Annotated in this window: 14 protein-coding genes and 1 pseudogene; 12 read left to right on the forward strand and 3 right to left on the reverse strand. The window is 29.8% G+C overall.

The window, feature by feature from the left end; translation table 11 throughout:
- Window positions 1-113 precede the first annotated feature (113 nt).
- The 12 genes and pseudogenes from BTO16_RS01320 to BTO16_RS01375 all read left to right on the forward strand — a co-directional run bounded on the left by BTO16_RS01320 (window position 114) and on the right by BTO16_RS01375 (window position 14,712).
- Window positions 114-722 carry a hypothetical protein gene (locus BTO16_RS01320; protein ID WP_105019876.1) on the forward strand — a complete coding sequence of 203 codons (609 nt, stop codon included), beginning with the start codon at window positions 114-116 and terminating at the stop codon, window positions 720-722.
- 43 nt (window positions 723-765) lie between these two features.
- Complete coding sequence (locus tag BTO16_RS01325; protein ID WP_105019877.1) at window positions 766-1,320, forward strand: DUF6705 family protein; 555 nt, start codon at window positions 766-768, stop codon at window positions 1,318-1,320.
- Window positions 1,321-1,523: 203 nt separating this feature from the next.
- Window positions 1,524-2,288 carry a hypothetical protein gene (locus tag BTO16_RS01330; RefSeq protein WP_170064385.1) on the forward strand — a complete coding sequence of 255 codons (765 nt, stop codon included), beginning with the start codon at window positions 1,524-1,526 and terminating at the stop codon, window positions 2,286-2,288.
- A gap of 168 nt (window positions 2,289-2,456) precedes the next feature.
- Entirely contained in the window at window positions 2,457-3,230 is a 774-nt protein-coding gene (locus tag BTO16_RS01335; protein ID WP_105019879.1) for a DUF6090 family protein, read from the forward strand.
- 219 nt (window positions 3,231-3,449) lie between these two features.
- Window positions 3,450-4,085: a hypothetical protein gene (locus BTO16_RS01340; RefSeq protein ID WP_105019880.1), complete on the forward strand. Its 636-nt coding sequence runs from the start codon at window positions 3,450-3,452 to the stop codon at window positions 4,083-4,085.
- 171 nt (window positions 4,086-4,256) lie between these two features.
- Entirely contained in the window at window positions 4,257-4,982 is a 726-nt protein-coding gene (locus BTO16_RS01345) for a DUF3667 domain-containing protein (RefSeq protein ID WP_105019881.1), read from the forward strand.
- A gap of 149 nt (window positions 4,983-5,131) precedes the next feature.
- Window positions 5,132-5,746 carry a porin family protein gene (locus BTO16_RS01350; RefSeq protein WP_105019882.1) on the forward strand — a complete coding sequence of 205 codons (615 nt, stop codon included), beginning with the start codon at window positions 5,132-5,134 and terminating at the stop codon, window positions 5,744-5,746.
- Between the two features lie 201 nt (window positions 5,747-5,947).
- Window positions 5,948-7,510: pseudogene (locus BTO16_RS01355) on the forward strand (type I restriction-modification system subunit M).
- A gap of 131 nt (window positions 7,511-7,641) precedes the next feature.
- Window positions 7,642-8,985: a restriction endonuclease subunit S gene (locus tag BTO16_RS01360; RefSeq protein WP_105019883.1), complete on the forward strand. Its 1,344-nt coding sequence runs from the start codon at window positions 7,642-7,644 to the stop codon at window positions 8,983-8,985.
- 767 nt (window positions 8,986-9,752) lie between these two features.
- The gene (locus tag BTO16_RS01365; protein WP_105019884.1) at window positions 9,753-10,037 is read left to right on the forward strand and encodes a GIY-YIG nuclease family protein; all 285 of its coding nucleotides are present in this window, start codon (window positions 9,753-9,755) and stop codon (window positions 10,035-10,037) included.
- Between the two features lie 72 nt (window positions 10,038-10,109).
- Window positions 10,110-12,983: a type I restriction endonuclease subunit R gene (locus tag BTO16_RS01370; RefSeq protein ID WP_105019885.1), complete on the forward strand. Its 2,874-nt coding sequence runs from the start codon at window positions 10,110-10,112 to the stop codon at window positions 12,981-12,983.
- 343 nt (window positions 12,984-13,326) lie between these two features.
- Window positions 13,327-14,712 carry a hypothetical protein gene (locus tag BTO16_RS01375; protein WP_105019886.1) on the forward strand — a complete coding sequence of 462 codons (1,386 nt, stop codon included), beginning with the start codon at window positions 13,327-13,329 and terminating at the stop codon, window positions 14,710-14,712.
- 1,188 nt (window positions 14,713-15,900) lie between these two features.
- On the opposite strand, the gene BTO16_RS01380 is transcribed toward BTO16_RS01375, so the two are convergent.
- The 3 genes from BTO16_RS01380 to BTO16_RS01390 all read right to left on the reverse strand — a co-directional run bounded on the left by BTO16_RS01380 (window position 15,901) and on the right by BTO16_RS01390 (window position 20,729).
- A complete protein-coding gene (locus BTO16_RS01380; protein WP_105019887.1) occupies window positions 15,901-16,107 on the reverse strand; it encodes a hypothetical protein in 207 nt (68 codons plus the stop codon).
- Window positions 16,108-17,519: 1,412 nt separating this feature from the next.
- Window positions 17,520-19,151: a beta-N-acetylhexosaminidase gene (locus tag BTO16_RS01385; protein ID WP_105019888.1), complete on the reverse strand. Its 1,632-nt coding sequence runs from the start codon at window positions 19,149-19,151 to the stop codon at window positions 17,520-17,522.
- A gap of 39 nt (window positions 19,152-19,190) precedes the next feature.
- Window positions 19,191-20,729, reverse strand: a complete 1,539-nt coding sequence (locus tag BTO16_RS01390) for a hypothetical protein (protein WP_105019889.1) — start codon at window positions 20,727-20,729, stop codon at window positions 19,191-19,193.
- Between the last annotated feature and the right edge of the window lie 3 nt (window positions 20,730-20,732).

A 20,732-nucleotide genomic window follows, 5' to 3' on the forward strand; every position in this document is an offset into this window, starting at 1 on the left:
CAGAAATGCCTCGTTCTTATATTAAGCAGCATACTAACTTAAAAGTCAATTTTACTCATAATAAATTTTATAAAGACAAATACTTTAATATTTTCGAAGTAAATAACTAAATTATGAAAAACATTATTCTCATTTTAATTATTTTAATTAGTTTGAAGTCTTTTGGGCAAAAAAATAATGCTGATAAATATCAAAAAGAATGGTTTGAAAAGGCTAAAATTGAGATTGAAAAACCTGATTTAGCAGGCGCATTAATAAAATTTTATTGGGCATATGAAAACAATAAAGAAAGTGAACTGGGAAAAGTTTGTTTGAAAAAAATTGATAGTTTAAAACCATTAGTAAGGAAAGAAAAGATAAATGAATTGAAAGGAAATTGGAAATTAGTCAATAATGAATCTAAAGAAGAACACTTTTTGAAAATTTCAGAAACTGAAATACGATTCTATGAAAAGAAAAATGGAAATTCCGAAATAAAATTGGTTAAAACTGAAAAGATATTATTTAATGAAATAAACTATGGTTCGTATCCAACTTATTGGGAATTAATATTTTCTGACAATCAAATTTGGAACTTTAATGTAAATGATAAAATAGACGAAAACATATTATACACATCTAAAACGAACAAAGTCGGCGATTACAGTATAAAACATTATCCAATGTACAAAGATGGTCGAAAACCAAGAGATAAAAGAAATTTTTACGAAAGAATAAAATAACAGTGTACAACACCTTGTAATTAATAATTTAAAAATATAAAAAATGAAAAATATACTATTTATAATAGCTTTAATAACTGTATTGAGTTGTAAAGCACAGCTACCAATAATTTCCACAGTTGATTTTGCAAATGATGAAGATAATAATATTGAATTATTTACTGGTTCTTATCTAAAAGATGTAGAAAATAAGTTTGCCCCTTTTATTGGAACTTGGAAATGGGAAAGTGGGACCTCACTTTTAGAGGTTGAGTTCTTAAAAGTAGAAATGGTTTACGATGGAGAAACTTATGAGGATTATCTTATTGGAAAATATAGATATGTAGATAATGGAGTAGAAAAACATAATTCATTAGGCGTAAATATTACTCCAAATAATGTCAATGGATATTCTCTTTACTTAATTAGAGGAGGCGGTTATGAAAAAGATAATTATAAGGAACTTAGTATGAATGACTTAAAAAAGAACATTTGGTGTAATTTATACATAACATTAACTACCCCTACAGAAGCTAAATGGAAAGTTAGAAGAACAGATGGTAATATCCCAACTGGAGGCTTTACTTTTCCAACAGAAGTTACACTTATAAAACAATAAAATACAAACCACAACACGGTATATAAAAAATAGCAGTTAAGTGCAAACTATAAAGTTTGTGCTTTTCTACTATTTTAATTTATAAACTGAAAGTATATGTATTTTTACTCTGCTACTTTTCATATACCAAAACGTTAGCCTTCATTATGACCAACTATTAACCAATGATAAAATTCTTTAGAAAAATTCGACAAAACTTACTCATGGAAAATAAAACTGGAAAGTATTTCAAATATGCTATTGGAGAAATTATTTTGGTTGTGATTGGAATATTAATTGCATTGCAAATAAATAATTGGAATGAAAAACGAATTCAGCATAATCAAGGAGAAGTTCTATTGTTGGAGTTGACAGAAGAGATTATAGAGGATATTAATACGTGTAATTGGGCTATTAAAAATCTAAAAGTAAGTATTAAAGAACAAGAGGCTATTTTTAAAGTTAAGAATTTAAGAACTGTCGATTTAGATAGCTTGTACTTTTTCTTTAGTGAAGCAAATGTTGATATAAAAATCGATGCAAATACCAAAATAAAAATCAACAATTTAGGTATAACTAGTTTAAGCACAAATGAAGAATTAAATAATGAAATTAATGAGTATTTTGATGGTTCTGTAATGAAATTTAATCGACGAATCGAATATGATTGGAGTAATCAGCGCCAAAGATGGAAAGATTTAAATGAAATAAATACCGTGAATTTTAATTCTGATTTGATTCAAGGTTTTGACAAAATGGATATTGAAGAAACTAAAAGTACTATCATTGGGCTTATAAATTCACCATTTTTTAAAAGGTCTATTTTAAATGCATATTATGCGAATAAGAGTACATTAGAAACGGTACTATATTTCAAAGAAAAATCTATTAGTTTACTTGAAAAAATTCATAAAGAATTATTAAAATCAAATCCTAAATTGAAACCCTTGCCGGATTTTGATATTGAACAGGATTCAATAAAAAATTGATTAAAATAACGAAAGGCTAACAACGTGTATAATTCATTGCTGTTTATAGCCTACTTATAAAAGTTCTTGCTGACTTCCGTAGGTAGTTTTTATTTACTAAATTCACTGCTTGAACCACGCAACTAATCTTATACAACAACGTTGGTAGTGATGTAAAACCGCTAACAAATGATAAAATTCTTCAGAAAAATTAGACAAAAAATGCTGACTGAAAATAAGTTCGGAAAATATCTAGCTTATGCAATCGGAGAAATTATTCTAGTGGTTATAGGAATTTTAATTGCACTTTACTTAAATAACCAACAAGAGGAGCATAAAATTCAAAAGCAACAACTTAACTATTTAAGGCAGATAAAAGTAGAAACTTTAAGCAACCTAAATTTACTCGCAATAGAGAAAGAAGAACTATCAAGTAAATTGGAAAATGGCTATAAATTACTAAATATAATGAATAGTGATAGCCTATCAAATAGTTTAACCGAATTAGAAATGTCATTTTCGATTTACGAATTCCAAAGAAAAGATAATGTGTTCTTTTATGAAAACGGAGCCTTGAACCAAATTATTTATAGCGGAGGATTAAAAGAGATTAAGAACGACAGTATTAGAGCTTTATTAGCATCATTAGAAGGAAAATTGACCGAAGTCAGATTACAAGAAGGTCAGGTTACCGAAGCTCAAGAAAATCTAGTAAATTATTTTTATCAAAATGGGGATTTTAGAAATCTAGCTGATGATATGGGATTTAATAAAATAATTGGATTAGATAGTTCCGCAAATAAAAAAGGAAATAAAAGTTTGTTACTTTCCAAACAATATGAAAATTATGTTTTTCAATTTGTTGCGTACGGCACTTCCTTGAAAAATAATGAATATTTATTATTTGAAAATGAAATGAAATCTCTCGTTAGATTAATAAACAAAGAGTTGGCTGAAAAATAACGAAAGCACAACGACGTATATAGTTAATAGCTAGTTTGTTGCTTAATCGAGGTTAAGGCGTATTTGGAAAGTCGCCAAATTTTTAAATTTGACGATTTCAAATAAAAAAGATAATTAGTAAAATTTAAAAATCTGGCTTGTGCTTAATCCGAAATTTATTTTCTAATTTATGCACAACGAGCCATATACCAACACGTTTGTAAATATTAAAATGAAACTATGAAAAAATATTTTATAATTATATTCTTATTAGTTAGCTATTTTTCTTTTTCGCAGAAATTTAAAAATAAATATCTTGACATTAACAACAATGAAATAACTGAGAGAGAATTCCATAAACAAAAAGACTATAAAGTTAATTACCCAATATTTATTCAATACGATTCGCTAAAAACAGGAATACTTGTTAGACGAAAAAATATAGGAAAATTAGATAAAATAGAATTAAACCAATTGAAGGAATATCTTACTAAACTATCTAACGAAAAAATTAATTCAAATAAAGTAATAGTCCTTAACTATCTTTCTTCTACCCCAATAACTCCTTATTTTGGAGAAAAATCGCATTGGTCAATATTTAAACAGGATTATTTAAGAGACTTAAATAAGATTCCTAACATTCAGCAAATTTGGGTTAATAATCCAGACAATCAAAACTTAGAATATTTTCACAGCGACAGAATTAAATGGGTTGAAGATTCTGACAGAATAATTGAAAAATTATTTTTCCCTTTTGAATTTGAATTTGGGAGCTTTGTAGTTATTAACTCTAATGGAAATTACATATCTTATTATGCGGAATATGGAAAAAAAAATGTGATCGATTTTACTAAAGAATGTCTAAAATTAAAATAATATTTTGCAACACCTTTTAAGTAAAAATTGCTACATTTAGCTAAAATAAAAATTAGTTGCTCTTTTTGCAAACTACTTAATTTCCTTATAAAATTACTAGTTCTCAAAACCGCAACTTTTAATACAAAACAACGTAGCTGCAATTAAAAACGCTACTATAAAATAAAGTCTTTGGAAAATTGTAATAATTGTAATAAGAATATATCAGGAAAATTTTGCGCTGATTGTGGGTTCCCAAAAGAAATTAAACGAATTGACAGTAAGTACATTACTGAAGAAATTAGTGATATTTTAAATTTTGACAAAGGAATCTTTTATACAATTAAAGAAATGTTTATTAGACCCGGTAATACAGTTAGAAAATTTGTTAATGGTGACAGAAAAAAAATTGTAAAACCTATTATATTTTTGATTATTTGTTCGTTAATCTATACAATTGGACAACAATTTCTTAGTTACGAAGGTGGCTACCTAATTTATAATATAGAAAACCGAGATAATGCACCAATAACGCTTCAATTATTTGATTGGTTTTCTAAAAATTATGGTTATGCAAATAGTATAATGGCTGTTTTTATAGCTATTTGGATTAGATTTTTCTTTAAGAAATATAATTATAATTTTTATGAAATCTACATTCTCTTATGTTACATAATGGGGATTTCTGTACTTATTTATACGTTATTAGGAATTATAGAAAGTGCAATTGATTTTCCATTATTAAAATCAGGAATATTTATTAGCTTAATATATAGCACTTGGGCTATTGGACAGTTTTTTGACCGAAAAAAGAAAATAAATTATTTGAAAGCATTTTTATGCTATTTATTTGGCATAGTAACTAGTTTAATTTTAGTATTCGGAATTGGAACTGGAATAGATGCATTATTAAAATAACAGCAGTGAACGTAGTATCTAATTTATTGCTAGTTTTAACCAATTTACAAAATCTTCGCAGTCTTTCTATCTGTGCTCTATTTATTAAATTAACTACTTAAAACACCCATCTAGCCTTATATAACACGTTAATAATAAGAACAAAAAACATGAAAAAAGGAATATTTATCTTTAGCATTTTATTTACAACATTAACATATAGTCAAAACTACGGCTTCCATTTTGGAACTAATTTATCAACACAAACTAATAAAGACAAATTAAGAAACAACTCGGAAGAAAACGATTTTAAGAACGTTTTTGGAATTAATATAGGGTTTGATTACAAAAATGAAATATCAGATAATCTTTATATTTTAACTGGTTTTAATTTTACTCAAAATGGATTTAAACAAGAAACAGAAGACCTTACTATCGCAAATACAGCAAAACTTAATTACATAAATATTCCAATAACTTTATTATTAGATAGTAAAAAAACTAAAAATGGACCAAACTTAAAATTTGGAGGATATCTTTCTTATTTAATCGGAGGAAAATATAGTTTTATAAAATCTCCTTTTGAAGAGTCTGTAGATGAAAATTTTAAGAAAATTGACTTTGGTTTAACAGGTGGTATTGGAGTTAAAGTTAATCGTTTTACAATTGATTTAATTTATAAGTTAGGACTTAATAATATCGCCGAAGATGGAGATAACGATTTTTTAGAAACAAATGTTAAAAATAGAAGTTTGAATTTAAACCTAACCTATTGGATAAAATAATTTGCCATTGCCAACACTCTACAAAATTAATTGCCTTTTTTAATCCAATTACAAAAGTCCTCGAACTTCTTTAATACTAATTCTCAACTAAAAATACTATTTAAGAAATAGATTGTCTATTCCTATAAATTTTTTACTTTTAAACAAAAAACAAATTGCTACAATTTATGAATTCTATTTCATAAAAACCAACTAAAAGACATGTCAGAAAACCAATTACAATTGCATCAAACATTATGGAATATTGCCAACGATTTGCGTGGTAATATGGATGCAGATGATTTTAGAGATTACATACTAGGCTTTATATTTTACAAGTATTTAAGTAAAAAAATGTCTTTACATGCCAATGTTATTTTAAAGCCAGACGGTTTAGAATATCATGAGGTAATTGGGCACGAATCCGAAGAAATCTTATTGCAAGAAATTAAACTAGATGCGCTAGATGCGCTTGGGTATTTTCTAAAACCAACCGAGTTGTTTAGCGAATTAGCCAAAAGAGGAAATTCTGGCGGAGTAAACAAGTTTATTTTAGAAGATTTACAAAAGGTTCTCACCAATATAGAACAGAGTACAATGGGTAGCGAAAGTGAAGAAGACTTCGGAAACCTTTTTGAAGATTTAGATTTAACAAGTAGCAAACTGGGTAAAACCGAAGAGGCTAAAAATGAACTTATTGTAAAAGTATTAATTCATTTAGAAGGCATCGATTTCGATTTAGAAAACAATGAAAACGATTTGTTGGGCGATGCTTATGAATATTTAATTGGGCAGTTTGCATCTGGCGCAGGTAAAAAAGCAGGTGAGTTTTACACACCACAACAAGTTTCTAAAATATTGGCACAAATTGTAACTACAGATAAAACACGTTTAAAATAGGTATACGATCCTACATGTGGTTCTGGTTCTTTGCTGTTACGAGTTGCTAAAGAAGTAAAAGAAGTTGGTGGTTTTTTCGGGCAAGAAAGCAACCCAACTACCTACAACTTGTGCAGAATGAACATGATTATGCACGATGTACATTATAAAAAGTTTGATATTTATAATGAAGATACGCTTGTAAATCCGTCGCCAAAACATATAGACGAACGTTTTGAAGCTATTGTTGCCAATCCGCCTTTTTCTGCTAACTGGAATCCAGATGCTATTATTAGCGATGATCGGTTTTCGCCTTACGGAAAAATGGCACCCAAAAGCAAAGCAGATTTTGCCTTTGTGCAACACATGATTCATCAGCTAGCAGAAAACGGAACGATGGCGTGCGTTTTACCACATGGTGTTTTGTTTAGAGGCGCGGCAGAAGGGCACATCAGAAAATATATTATTGATGATAAAAACCAATTAGACGCCGTTATCGGCTTGCCAGCAAATATCTTTTATGGTACAAGCATCCCAACCTGTGTTTTGGTATTAAAGAAAAATAGAAAAGACGCCAAAGACATTTTATTTATTGATGCTAGCAATGCTTTTGACAAAGTAAAAACGCAAAATGTTTTAACAGAAGCGCATTTAAAAGACATTATAGACACCTATAGAAATAGAGAAACCAAAGACAAATACAGTTATGTGGCTTCGTTGGCAGAAGTAAAAGAAAACGATTACAATTTAAACATACCAAGATATGTAGATACTTTTGAAGAAGAAGAGGTCATAGATCTTTTGGCGGTTTCTTCGGATTTAAAAACCCTAGAAACAGACATTGCCAACACAGATGCTATAATTGCGGATTTCTGTAAAGAGTTAAATATTGAAACACCGTTTTAACAGATTGCTTCACTAGCGTTCGCAAAGACGGATTCGAGTGTTATTGCGAGCGTAACGCAGTCAAACCAGTCGTCATTGCGAGCGTAACGCAGAGAAGCGCGTCAATCTGTCAATTAAACTAACGAAACAAAATGAGTAACCAACATATAAATAACAAAGAGATTGCCACGGCAAAAAAGCCTCGCAATGACGAGGCCAATAAATCAGCGTCATTGCGAGAACAAAGGACGAAGCAATCTGTTTCTTTAACTCCTAAACTACGTTTTAAAGAGTTTGAAGGTGATTGGGAAATCAAGAAGTTAGGGAATATTGCAACTTTTAGTAAAGGGAAAAATATTACTAAAGCAGATATTGTTGATGATGGAGAATTAGAATGTATTAGATATGGAGAGTTGTATACAAATTACAACGAAATAATTGTTGACATTAAATCTAAAACTAATCTTAAAGCGGATGATTTAATTTTAAGCGAAAATAATGATGTTATAATTCCTGCTTCTGGTGAAACACGGATTGATATTGCTACTGCTTCCTGTGTATTAAAAGAAGGTGTAGCACTTGGCGGAGATTTGAATATTATTAAATCAAAAATAAATGGAGTTTTTCTTTCGTATTACTTGAATAGCAAGAAAAAAATTGACATTGCAAGATTATCTCAAGGTATTTCTGTGGTTCATCTTTATAGTAGTCAATTGAAAACTTTAAAATTGAATTTACCAAAGGATAAAGAACAACAAAAAATAGCTACCTTTTTAACATCCGTAGATACTAAATTACAGCAATTAAACGCTAAAAAAAGTGCTTTAGAAAATTATAAAAAAGGCGCAATGCAGCAAATCTTTAGTCAGCAAATACGTTTTAAACCAGACGTTATAAATACAAACGTTATTGCAACCACAAAGGACGAAGCAATCTCCTTAAATGAATTTCCAGATTGGGAAGTGAAGAAGTTGGGGGAGGTTTGTTATGTAAACCCTAAAAACTCTGAATTACCCAATTCTTTTATTTATGTTGATTTAGAAAGTGTTGACAAAGGAAGGCTAGTATTACAAAATAAAATCAATTTAGAAAAAGCACCAAGTAGAGCTCAAAGAGTTCTAGAAGTTAATGACATTTTATTTCAAACTGTTAGACCTTATCAAATGAATAATCTTTACTTTGATAAAAAAGGAGATTATATTGCTTCAACTGGTTATGCACAATTAAGAACAAAAGAAAGTTCAATGTTTCTTTATCAATTATTGCATACTCATCATTTTGTAAATAACGTTTTAGAAAGATGCACAGGAACAAGCTATCCTGCAATAAATTCAAACGATTTAACTAAAATCAAAATTAAAATACCATCCCTAAAAGAACAACAAAAAATAGCCACTTATTTAAGTGCTATTGATACAAAAATAGAAAGCGTACAAACACAAATAGAAAAAACACAATTGTTTAAAAAAGGCTTGTTGCAGCAGTTGTTTGTGTAGTGGTTGTGGGTTAAAACGCACACGTTGTTGCAAGTTAAAATGCACACGTCATTGCGAGGCACTTTCGCCGAAGCAATCTGTTGAACGAGAAGAACAATTGAACAAGCAGATTGCTTCGACAGAAAAAGTCTCGCAATGACGAACGAGAAGAACAATTAAACAAGCAGATTGCTTCGACAGAAAAAGTCTCGCAATGACGAACGCACACGTCGTTGCAAGTTAAAACGCACACGTCATTGCGAGGCACTTTCGCCGAAGCAATCTGTTGAACGAGAAGAACAATTGAACAAGCAGATTGCTTCGACTGAAAAAATCTCGCAATGACAAATGCACACGTCGTTGCAAGTTAAAACGCACACGTCATTGCGAGGCACTTTTGCCGAAGCAATCTGTTGAACAAGAAGAACAATTGAACAAGCAGATTGCTTCGACAGAAAAAAGTCTCGCAATGACGAACGAGAAGAACAATTAAACAAACAGATTGCTTCGACAGAAAAAGTCTCGCAATGACGAACAAGAAGAACAATTGAACAAGCAGATTGCTTCGACTGAAAAAAGTCTCGCAATGACGAACGAGAAGAACAATTGAACAAGCAGATTGCTTCGACTGAAAAAAGTCTCGCAATGACGAACGAGAAGAACAATTAAACAAGCAGATTGCTTCGACTGAAAAAGTCTCGCAATGACGAACGAGAAGAACAATTAAACAAACAGATTGCTTCGACTGAAAAAAGTCTCGCAATGACGAACGAGAAGAACAATTTAGGATGAAACCAGGATTTGTATACATATTAACAAATAAAAATAACACCACATTATATATTGGTGTAACCTCAAATTTAGAACAACGAATTAAACAGCATAAAAGTAAAATTGATAAAAAATCATTTACAGCAAGGTATAATTTAGACAAATTAGTATATTATGAAGCCTTTCAAATGATAGGTGATGCCATTGCAAGAGAAAAACAATTAAAAGCAGGAAGCCGATCAAAAAAAATAGCATTGATAGAACGCATAAATACTGGTTGGGAAGATTTGTCTTTAGATTAAAAAGTACAAATGTAATAAGCAGATTGCTAAGGCTTAAAAGTGCCTTGTAATGACAAAAAGAAAAAAATAACTATGAGCAAACAATCTGAATTACAATTAGAAAACAACCTCATTAAACAATTGGTAGGTTTAGGCTACACAAACGTTACGGTTGTAGATGGTGATGCGTTGCTTTTAAACTTAAAAACACAATTAGAAACGTTTAATGATTGTACATTTTCAGAAAAAGAGTTCGAAACTATTTTAAATCATTTAGCAAAAGGCAGCGTTTTTGACAAAGCCAAAACATTACGAGGTCGTTTTCAGTTTTTAAATGATGCGGATGAACCTACGTACATTCGTTTCTTTAATAGCGAAAATCATTTAGAAAATAAGTACCAAGTTAGCAACCAAATTACGCAAGAAGGCACGTACAAAAACCGATATGATGTTACGTTGTTGGTAAATGGTTTGCCATTGGTACAAATAGAATTAAAAAGACGAGGTTTAGAAATAAAGGAAGCATTTAATCAGATTAATCGCTATCAAAAACATTCTTTTTGGTCTAATCATGGGTTGTTTCAATATGTGCAATTGTTTATTATCAGCAATGGTGTAAATACTAAATATCTAGCAAATAACGAATTACAATCTGTAAAGCAAACCTTTTTCTGGTCTGATGAAGCAAATAAAAACATACGAGAGCTAGTAGATTTTACCAATGCTTTTTTAAATACTAATCATTTAGGGTTAATGATTGCGAAGTATATTGTTAGAAATCAGACGCATAAAATATTAATGGTGTTAAGACCCTATCAATTTTATGCCGTAGAAAAACTAGTAGCACAAGTACAAAACACAACAGACAACGCATATATATGGCACACAACAGGTTCTGGTAAAACGCTAACTTCCTTTAAAGCGAGTCAGATTATTATGGATTTACCAGCTGTAGATAAAGTGCTTTTTGTGGTAGACCGTAAAGATTTAGATTATCAAACCATGAAAGAATTTAATTCTTTTAAAAAAGACAGTGTAGACGTTACTAAAAATACAGATAGTTTGGTAAAACAGCTGGCAGATGAATCTAAATTAGTGTTAACTACGATTCAGAAATTAAACAATGCCATTTCTAAAAACAAATACGAAAAGAAATTATCCGTATTAAAGAACAAGCGCGTAGTCATTATTTTTGATGAATGTCATAGAAGTCAGTTTGGCGATACCCATAAATTAATTACCGATTATTTTGTTAACTGTCAGCTTTTTGGCTTTACAGGCACGCCTATTTTTGCAGACAATGCTTCTAAAAACGATTTAGGAAAAAGAACTACCAAAGATTTATTTGGCAACTGTTTGCACAAATATGTAATTACAGATGCCATTGCAGACGATAACGTTTTAAAATTTGGGATTGAATACATTGGGCGATACAAACAAAAAGGAAAAACGTTGGTAGACATTCAGGTTGAAGACATTAATAAATCGGAAGTTTTTTATGATGAAAATCGTCTCGAAAAAATTGCAGATTATATTATTGCGTATCATGGTACAAAAACATTTAGCAAAGAATATTCGGCCTTATTTGCCGTATCCGATATTAAGACCTTGATTAAATATTATGATATTTTTAAGGCAAAGAAACAAGCAGGTTTGCATTCTTTAAGAATCGCTACTATTTTTTCGTATGGTGCAAATGAAGCCAATGAGGATGCACAAGACTATTTACCAGGAGATGATTATGGGGAAGCTGCAGAACCAGGGCTTGCCTATACATCAAGTCATTCAAGAGAGAAGTTAGACGAATATATTGCAGATTATAACGAAATGTACACTACAAGTTTTTCTACAAAAGACGCTGTTCAGTTTGAGAATTACTTTAAAAATATTAGCAAACGGTTAAAAGACAGAGAAAGAAAAAACTTTAATGATGCTAAAGATCGTTTAGACATTGTAATTGTGGTTAATATGATGTTAACAGGTTTTGATGCTAAAAAAGTAAACACTTTATACGTAGATAAAAATTTAAGACACCACGGGTTAATTCAGGCTTTTTCTAGAACCAATAGAATATTGGGCGAAAAGAAATCACAAGGAAACATTGTTTGCTTTAGAAACCTTAAAAAGGCTACAGATGAAGCGATTACCTTATTTTCTAATAAAGATGCGAATGAAACAATTATCGTTCCGCCTTACGAAAACATTGCCGAAAAATTTGATGAAGCCTTAGAAGCCTTGTTTAAAATTGCGCCCACGCACCAAAGTGTAGACGACTTAGTAGGAGAGGAGCAACAATTTAAATTTGTACAGGCCTTTAGAAGATTGTTAAGGGCTAAAAATGTGTTGGAATCGTATGTAGATTTTAATTGGGAAGACTTAGCAATTGACGAGCAAACTTTCGAGAACTATAAAAGTGAATATTTAGATGTATATGAAAAAGTAACTCAACAAGCGCAAACCGAAAAAGCATCTATTTTAGAGGATGTAGATTTTGAGTTGGAGTTAATTCATAGAGACGAAATAAACGTTGTTTATATTATACAGTTGTTAGCTAAAATAAAATTAGCAAATACATCAGAAGCACAAAAGCAGAAAAAAGCAATCATCGATTTATTAGGCGGCAACATTAAGTTAAGAAGTAAAAGAGAATTGATAGAAAAGTTTATAGAAGAAAACTTACCGCATATAGACAACGTAGACGCCATACAAGACGAATTTGAAAAATATTGGCAACAAGAAAAAGTGTTGGCATTGGCTAAAATTTGTGAAGAAGAACATCTAGATCAAAAGCAATTCAATTCCTTAATAGAAAGCTATATTTATAATGGTCAAGAACCAATAAGACAAGACGTTTTTAAATGTTTAGGCAATAGACCTAGTATCTTAAAAGCGCGTGAAATAGGTGAAAGAATTATCGTAAAGATGAAGAAATTTGTAAATATCTTTATTGACGGAATGACGGGTTAAAACAGTACGTTTTATCTTTTAGCCGATTAAAATATTTTGTAAACCTGTTATAGTTATCCGTAAAATAAAAAATCTTTATGGTGTGCTTAAAAAGATTCAATTATAAACCCAGTCTACGTTCTAGGTTTTTTAGTTTTATGTATTTAGCGATTCTTTTTTAGGGCTGCTAGGCCAAACACAAGCAACTAAAAACATACAAATAAGCCTATTTTTTAGTGCGGCGTAGTTTATACAACAGCGACTCGTAAATGTCTAAATAATGAAAAATCACTATAAGTAGGTATAGTAAAAGGCTATCTTTTTTTTAAATTTACCGTATATTGTAAATATTAAAAATCTAATTATGAGACTTCTAACCACCTTATTTATTGTAACCTTTGCCATTGGTGTTGGTTATTCGCAAGAAAACAAAACACTACAAAATTCTTTAAAAGACACAGTAAGTAATAAAGTGTATCTAAAATACGATTCAATAAGAAATAAAATTGTGTTCACAAATGAAAAAGGTACAGAATTTAAAAAAAACAAAAAGGCACGAGAAATTATAAAGGGTAAAGCGTATAACATTATTTTAAATGGTATAAATACAGCTACTATAAAATCTAAAGCAGAACTAAAGCCATTTCGAATTGTATCTAATATTCCAGAAATTTTAAAACCTTTATTAGTAGGCATTGCAAATAATGATATTGATTTAAAAAATATAGACAGTAATGTAAAACAGTACCCATTTATTAAAAATGATTCTTTAACTGATGATTCTATAAATGAAGAAGAGGTTCTTGAAAAGTTATTTGATAGCGTTAAAAATGAGGTTACCAATTTAGAGATGTTAAAAGAAAAAACGATTAACTTATATATTAAAACAAAATATAATCCTGATAACAAGGCAGCTAAAGAAGTACTAGCTAGTTTGTCAGAGCCTTTTAATAATCCTAAGAATAAGAAAGAATTTATTAAAAACGTATCTGCATCGGTATATTATATTAATGCTGTTACGAATGTTTTTAAAGTCTATTTAGAAAAAAAAAAGCAGCCTTCTTTTAAAATAGTTTTTTTGTATTCATATTTACAAGAAATAAATAGTCAAGTTGATAAAAAGGAGTACATCAAAGCAGTTAATTTTATATACAATTCTACAAAGGCAAAAGATAAAATTAGTTTAGAGTCTTTTACCGCAAAACCTGGTGGTTTAGACGTACAGATTAATTTAATAAACTCGTTTACTAAGGATACAATTAAAACACAAACCATAGATTTTTACACAAAAGGCAATTGGAATTTAGACTTTACCACGGGTTTTTTCTTCGCGGATAAAGTTGACCAAGGATATTACATAGAAAAAAGGGATACGTTAATTAATAATATTAGAAAAGAAAAATCTAGAAACGGTGATGTATCCATAGGTGCATTAGGTCATATTAGTTATAAATTCACGAGCTGCTTTAAAGGTGGTTTTAATCTTGGGGCATCGGTATCTCCTTTTGATGCTAAAACAAGATATTTTTTTGGATTGAGTGCTATTTTGGGCACAAAAAGTCAGTTAGCATTTAATGCAGGCGCAAGTTTTACCAAAATAAATGAATTATCTAAGGCTGTAAAACAAGATGCTATTGGCCATTATGTAAGTGCTTCAGTTACCGAAGTGCCTACTTTTGCAAGAATTCGTAGCGGCTTTTATTTTGCCATTACTTATAACATCGTTTCAAAAAAGAAATATAAAGATTAGTTGTTCCGTTCGATTTAATTGTTGGTAGTTACATTTTTTGTTATGAAGCGAAAGCCAAGTAAAAAGTTGAAATTAAAAGGTTTTCTAACTTTTAGAAAAGTTAAAGAGTTTACATAGCATTAACGCCATAAAAAAATGTTTTGGGAGTGTTTTGTACTAAAATAGAGCAAGTATAGATAACTTTACGATTACAAAAAAAAATGCTTAAGAACTTATTTATATATGTTTAAGCGCAAATGTATAAACAAACCTGCACTACATTTAAACTTACAAATTAGAAACGAAAAGTACTTATTAGCTTGCTTGATAACCTTAGGAAGTAGTTTAAAAAAAGCACAAAAGAGACAAAGAAAATCATAATAATACCTAATTCTGCAAATGTGGTAATATCATTAATAATAATTAACTGCTTACCAGTCATAAAAATTAAAGCAGATGTGATGATAAAAAAAATAATCTGTTGAAAAGTGTCTTTTGTCATGATGTTAAGTTTTTACAATTTGGGGATTAAAAGAGATAATATATGCTCTTTCCTTTATATAAATTTAAGCCTTTGTTTTAAATAATATTTTAAAGAACAGACGAAATACAATTTAGGTTAGATAGAAAACAAGTGCCAACTGATAACGTATTAAAATACTGTGTTTTAGAGGTTTTTTTTCGCTATTAGTTAAAATTAAAAACTAGATACTAGAAACAAGACACAACAGGCAAGAGATAAGAGATTAGAAACGCGGCACGGTAAATAAACGGATTCCTGATTAAAAGCAAGCAGACGCTTTTATTTATATTTTTAATAAGTTAAATTATTTAGGAATGGGGCTTTACGAGTAAACTAAAACCTATTAAAAATTTGGTTCTCTTTTTTAAGCGTAAAGTAAAGAATTCAGGAATATAATAAGCATTCAAAAAAAAGCGGGAGCATTGCTACTTTAGGCAGTAAATTATGTAAATTAATGGAAAGTAGAAACGAAAGAATATATAAAATTTGTAGGGAGTTTTAATCTTTGTGATATTAATAAGTAGTTTTCTAATAACTAAAAGAAGCAAATTATTAGTAGATTACTTTAATACTTTTTAAATATTCAAAATCAATAACAATAGTAGTATTTAAAACTTTGTGATTTGTTTTCGCCTAATTTTTTCAAGGCATTTGTATATATCTCTAGATAGAATTGCAACAGTAATCTAGAAACGAAAAGTACCAATTAGTTTGCTAGAAAGTCTTAAAAAATAATTTAAAAAAAGCACAAGAGAAACAAAGAAAACCATAATTATACCTAATTCTGCAAATGTGGTAATATCATTAATAATAATTAACTGTTTACCAGTCATAAAAATTAAAGCAGATGTGATGATAAAAAAAATAATCTGTTGAAAAGTGTCTTTGGTCATAATGTTTGATTTTTACAGGTTGGTGATTAAAAGAAATGATGTCTTTTCATTTCCTATTATAAATGTAGTTTTATAAATCAAATAATATTTTAAGGAACAGTTGAAATACGATTTCGTGTAGATAGAAAACAATATGTAACTGTTAAAACAGTTGATTAAAAGAGATGTAAAAGAGTGTAAATAGCTATTTAGGAATGTTTTATAGTTTTTTTTAGATAAAAGGTTGCTGGTGTAGACTGCTTTTAAAAGGTTTTAAATAAAAAAGCAATTTAAAGTTATAGAACTAAAAATAATTTCATTGCCATTTAAATGCATTATTTTGGATGAAAAGGAGTCTATACTATTTGTGTAGTTTTTATGAAATTAAAGTTTTATGAACCAATTTCTTGTTTAGTATATAGTAAGGAGTGTTTTATTTTAATATGAAAATACCTACATAAATACCAGCATTGCTATTTTAATTCTAATAAAAAATAGTTCGAGTAATTCCGTTTTTAATTGGAATCACTCGAACTAATAATATAAGATAAATATTTTATTCTTTATTTAACGTATCGTAAATAATAACATATACTAGAAAACTAGCATGTAGTAAAACCCCAAAAAAGGTTTGTACTAATAATTTTTAGCGTGCGAAAAGACTCTGAAAATTTTATTTAAAACAACACTTAAAAGGCTTAAGAATGGGAATAATGAGATGAAAAAGAACATAACCATTAATCCGTCGAATAAAGTTTCTACATCATTAATAAGCAATAAATGCTTACCAGAGAAGATTAAAACAACAGTTGCGATTAATAAAATAAGAACGATTTTTATAGTTTTTGTATTCATAATGGGGGAATTTGGGGGTTAATTATATACAAATTTACTTAATAAATTTGTATTTGCTTATCAAACCCTCCCTTTTTTTTGAAAAATAGGTAGTTTGCTTACTAACATTATCTTCGATAACTTTAAATAAAGGAAGTATTTTACAAATAAATTTTTTGTCATTTTGCATATTGTTCATTAAGTAACTTAATCAATTATTAAATTCAGTAGCTCAGTTACTTGCATGCTTTTTTGTCGATATTCGTGTACTATTATCAAATATTTAGAACAATACATTTAGAGTTTAGTCTAAAAAATAAACTGACTAATAGCATAACAAACTAATTTATATTTGTGTTTAAAGGGTTAAAAGCGATCGTTTCAAAAAAAATTGAGAATGAAAACAAATCGACACGTTTTTTATTTTAAAGAATAGAACGCTAAAATAGATTAAAACAACTAGCTTCCTAAATAAAATAATAAAGTTTAAAAAATAAGGATGCATAGCCAAGCAATAAAAAAAGGGCAACTATAGTATTTGAGCTAAAAATAATATCAAATTATATTAAACCAAATTTAATAGTACAGTTAATAGTTGATTACTTTTTTTCTACATATTCATCAGCGGCAAAATAAATACCTTTGGCCGTCCATCTTTTTTGAATATGTTTTAAAGCAGTTTTAAAAGCGCTAAAGTCTTTATGTTCTTTGTTTGTCCAACCAATTTCTGCGTAGGCAGCTATTCTTGGAAAAACTTTAAAATGCATCTCACCATTTGTAGGAATCCATTCTCCCCACATTTGTGCACCTAAACCAATAATTTTATCATGGTATTTAGGGTCTAGAGTTTCCGGAATCGGGTCAAAATCGTACGCCTTAGAAAGCGGTAACACTTTATAGGTATAATCTAAATAAGTGTACGAGTGAAGCGAGTTTACCACTTTATAGCCACTGCTGGCAGCTGTAGTTAGTAATTCAGTATCACCTTTCCAGAAATGTACAATGGTTTCTTTTGCTAATTTTTGAGTAGTTTTTGTATCTTCTTTATCTTGATAAAAATGTAAATTATGCCCCATAATTTCATTCCAACCCATCATTCGTTTGTTTTTACCTTGTATATACGCAGACATATTATTTGTAAAATATACTTGTAAGTCTGCCGGAGTTTTTAAGTTTTTTTGAGACATAAATTCTCTAACCGAAGCAGCGTTTTTCCAGTGATTGTATTTTACTTCATCACCACCAATATGAATTACTTTGGATGGAAAAAGTGCCATTACTTCATCTAAAACATCTTGTAAAAACTTGATTACTCTTGGGCTTGTAACATCGTATACATCTGCACCAACACCAAATTTAATAGGAACTTCTATTTCTTCTTTTGATGTTCCCAGCCAAGAATACGAAGCAATTGCTGCCGATGAATGACCTGGCATTTCTATCTCTGGTACAATGGTAATATGTCTTTCGGATGCATATTTTATAATTTCTTTAATTTCTACCTGCGTATAAAAACCTTTGTGTGGTTCTGCAGATTGTATAGGACTGTCCCATTCTAAAGGTCCTATTTGAGTACTTTTTCTTTTAGAACCAATTTCTGTAAGTTTTGGGTATTTTTTAATTTCGATTCTCCAACCTTGGTCATCTACTAAATGCCAATGAAAAACATTCATTTTTAAAAAAGCCATTTCATCCAACAACATTTTTACTTGTTCCATTCCTTTAAAATGTCTAGCCTCATCTAACATAAAAGCGCGCCATTTAAACCTTGGTGCATCTTTAATAACCACTTCTTTTATTTTAATTGTTTTTTCGTACTTAGAAAAATAAGCATTAGAAGTACAATATTGAATTAAACTTTGCACGGCATAAAACCAACCGCGATCGTCTAAAGCACAAATGGTAATTCCGTCATCAGCAATCGTTAATTCATAGCCTTCGCTTGGTAAATTTTTATCTATTTTAAAATTGATAGCTTTCTTTTTATTGCTTTGAAATTCGGTTGATAGTAACTCTAAATTATACTTTTCTTTAAAATGGTTTTGTAATAATTTTGCGGATGCAGTACTTTCTGTCGTATGAATTATAATTGTGCTATCGTCAATAACAATAGTGCTTTTACCAAAAGAAAAATCTTGAGGTTTTGGAATGATGTTAATGTCTTGTGCGTTTGCCGTCAAAATAGGAATTAAAAGAAAAGAAATAAATACTATTAAAATTTTATAGTTCATGTTTGCTGAGGTTTTATTCTTAAAAATAGGGGTTTTTTATCAGTTCATTTTTAAAAATGATAAATGATAGGTAATCCCTAGATTTATAAAAGTACTACTTAAATCGCCACCTTTTGCTTTTACATATCCTGCAGCCGTTCTAAGACTTAAAGCATCATTTAGTTGGTAGCTAAAACCAGCACTTGGTTTTACAATAAATCCTTGCCCTGTGCTAATATCGCCACCACCTGCAGCACCTGCTAAGACTTGCGTAAAAAAGGTTGTTTTGTTATTTAAAAAAGGATTTGTTTTTGCGCCAAAACCAACAATTCCTTCTGCATATGCGCCTGCATTGCCAAAGTTTGCAAAAGAAGTTTGACCTGCAACATACAGGTTTTTATTTAGGTCTAAATTAACTTGTACCGATATTTGTTGCATGTCTTCTGTAGGATTACCATCTCTTTTGGCATTTATATAAAGGTCTTGTTTTGTAATTATTTCTAACCCTTTAAATGTTCCTTTAGAAAACGATTTTTCATCAGAAATAATACCATTTCTTTCTACATAATATTTTAAACCAACTCCAAATGAAGAGGTGTAAAAATGCGAATTAGGAGACATTACATAGCCTTTATTTAATGAAAGGTAAAAAGCGTTAAAAACTTGCTGTTCAATAGAAATATCTGGATAGATTAAAAATCCGCCTTGCGAATCTACACCACCACCACCACCAGCACCAACTCCAAATTTGGCAAGAATATTAGTGCGGTTTTTATTGAATGGCAAATGATATCCTGCGCCTAAAAACACATCCATATAACCCGCTTTAATTCCATCAAATGCCCCATCTACTTTTAGAAAAGCAAACCAGTTTTTAGTAAGATACGAAGCCATTTCAAAACCGGCAAGTCTAATAGTTGCTCTATTAAAGCGTTGCACATTTGCATTGTTATCATCACCCTTTATCATTAAATTATTTAAGTGCAGCATGAGTGATGTTTTTTTAGAATTTACATTCCAACTAGATTTTTGCAATCCTTCAAAATCAAAATCATCACCAGAAACGTTATAATTAGCATACGAATAGTCTAACGGAATTTCTAAACCAACATTTAATTGATGTCCTTTAATTAGACCGTCATCAAAAAAGTTAACATAACTCCAACCCGAATTTACAGAAAAATCTTTAAAATTATAACCTAGATTAAAATGTGGTAAAATAAATGCTCCACCACCATCAGGTGCAGCAGCACCACCGCCGCCGCCAAAGTGAAAACCAGTATCTATATAAAAAGTATCAGAAAAGTATTTTTTAATTCCGGCATTGATACCCAATGTAAAAAAACCACCTCGAGCACCGCTCACTGCTCCGTAAATACCTAAACCTGCGTAAGACCAATCATTTAGCATTAAATTGTAATGAATTCCTGTAAAGCCCATATTTGCTTCATTAGGAATGGTAGTTTCTGGCATTTCAATTGAAAGAAAATCTATTTTTCCGAATCCTTTTTGGAATTTTTTTTCTGGAATTGATTCATTCTGAGCGCTTATAAATTGACTAGTACAAAGTACTGCCAATAAAAAAATATACTTTTTCATAGA

Origin of the sequence: Polaribacter glomeratus, assembly GCF_002954665.1 — a bacterium.
GTDB lineage: Bacteria > Bacteroidota > Bacteroidia > Flavobacteriales > Flavobacteriaceae > Polaribacter > Polaribacter glomeratus.

Coding starts and splice junctions, on each gene's coding strand:
- BTO16_RS01320 (WP_105019876.1), top strand. CDS start 114: ATGAAAAACATTATTCTCATTTTAATTATTTTAATTAGTTTGAAGTCT.
- BTO16_RS01325 (WP_105019877.1), top strand. CDS start 766: ATGAAAAATATACTATTTATAATAGCTTTAATAACTGTATTGAGTTGT.
- BTO16_RS01330 (WP_170064385.1), top strand. CDS start 1,524: ATGGAAAATAAAACTGGAAAGTATTTCAAATATGCTATTGGAGAAATT.
- BTO16_RS01335 (WP_105019879.1), top strand. CDS start 2,457: ATGATAAAATTCTTCAGAAAAATTAGACAAAAAATGCTGACTGAAAAT.
- BTO16_RS01340 (WP_105019880.1), top strand. CDS start 3,450: ATGAAAAAATATTTTATAATTATATTCTTATTAGTTAGCTATTTTTCT.
- BTO16_RS01350 (WP_105019882.1), top strand. CDS start 5,132: ATGAAAAAAGGAATATTTATCTTTAGCATTTTATTTACAACATTAACA.
- BTO16_RS01360 (WP_105019883.1), top strand. CDS start 7,642: ATGAGTAACCAACATATAAATAACAAAGAGATTGCCACGGCAAAAAAG.
- BTO16_RS01365 (WP_105019884.1), top strand. CDS start 9,753: ATGAAACCAGGATTTGTATACATATTAACAAATAAAAATAACACCACA.
- BTO16_RS01370 (WP_105019885.1), top strand. CDS start 10,110: ATGAGCAAACAATCTGAATTACAATTAGAAAACAACCTCATTAAACAA.
- BTO16_RS01375 (WP_105019886.1), top strand. CDS start 13,327: ATGAGACTTCTAACCACCTTATTTATTGTAACCTTTGCCATTGGTGTT.
- BTO16_RS01380 (WP_105019887.1), bottom strand. CDS start 16,107: ATGACCAAAGACACTTTTCAACAGATTATTTTTTTTATCATCACATCT.
- BTO16_RS01385 (WP_105019888.1), bottom strand. CDS start 19,151: ATGAACTATAAAATTTTAATAGTATTTATTTCTTTTCTTTTAATTCCT.
- BTO16_RS01390 (WP_105019889.1), bottom strand. CDS start 20,729: ATGAAAAAGTATATTTTTTTATTGGCAGTACTTTGTACTAGTCAATTT.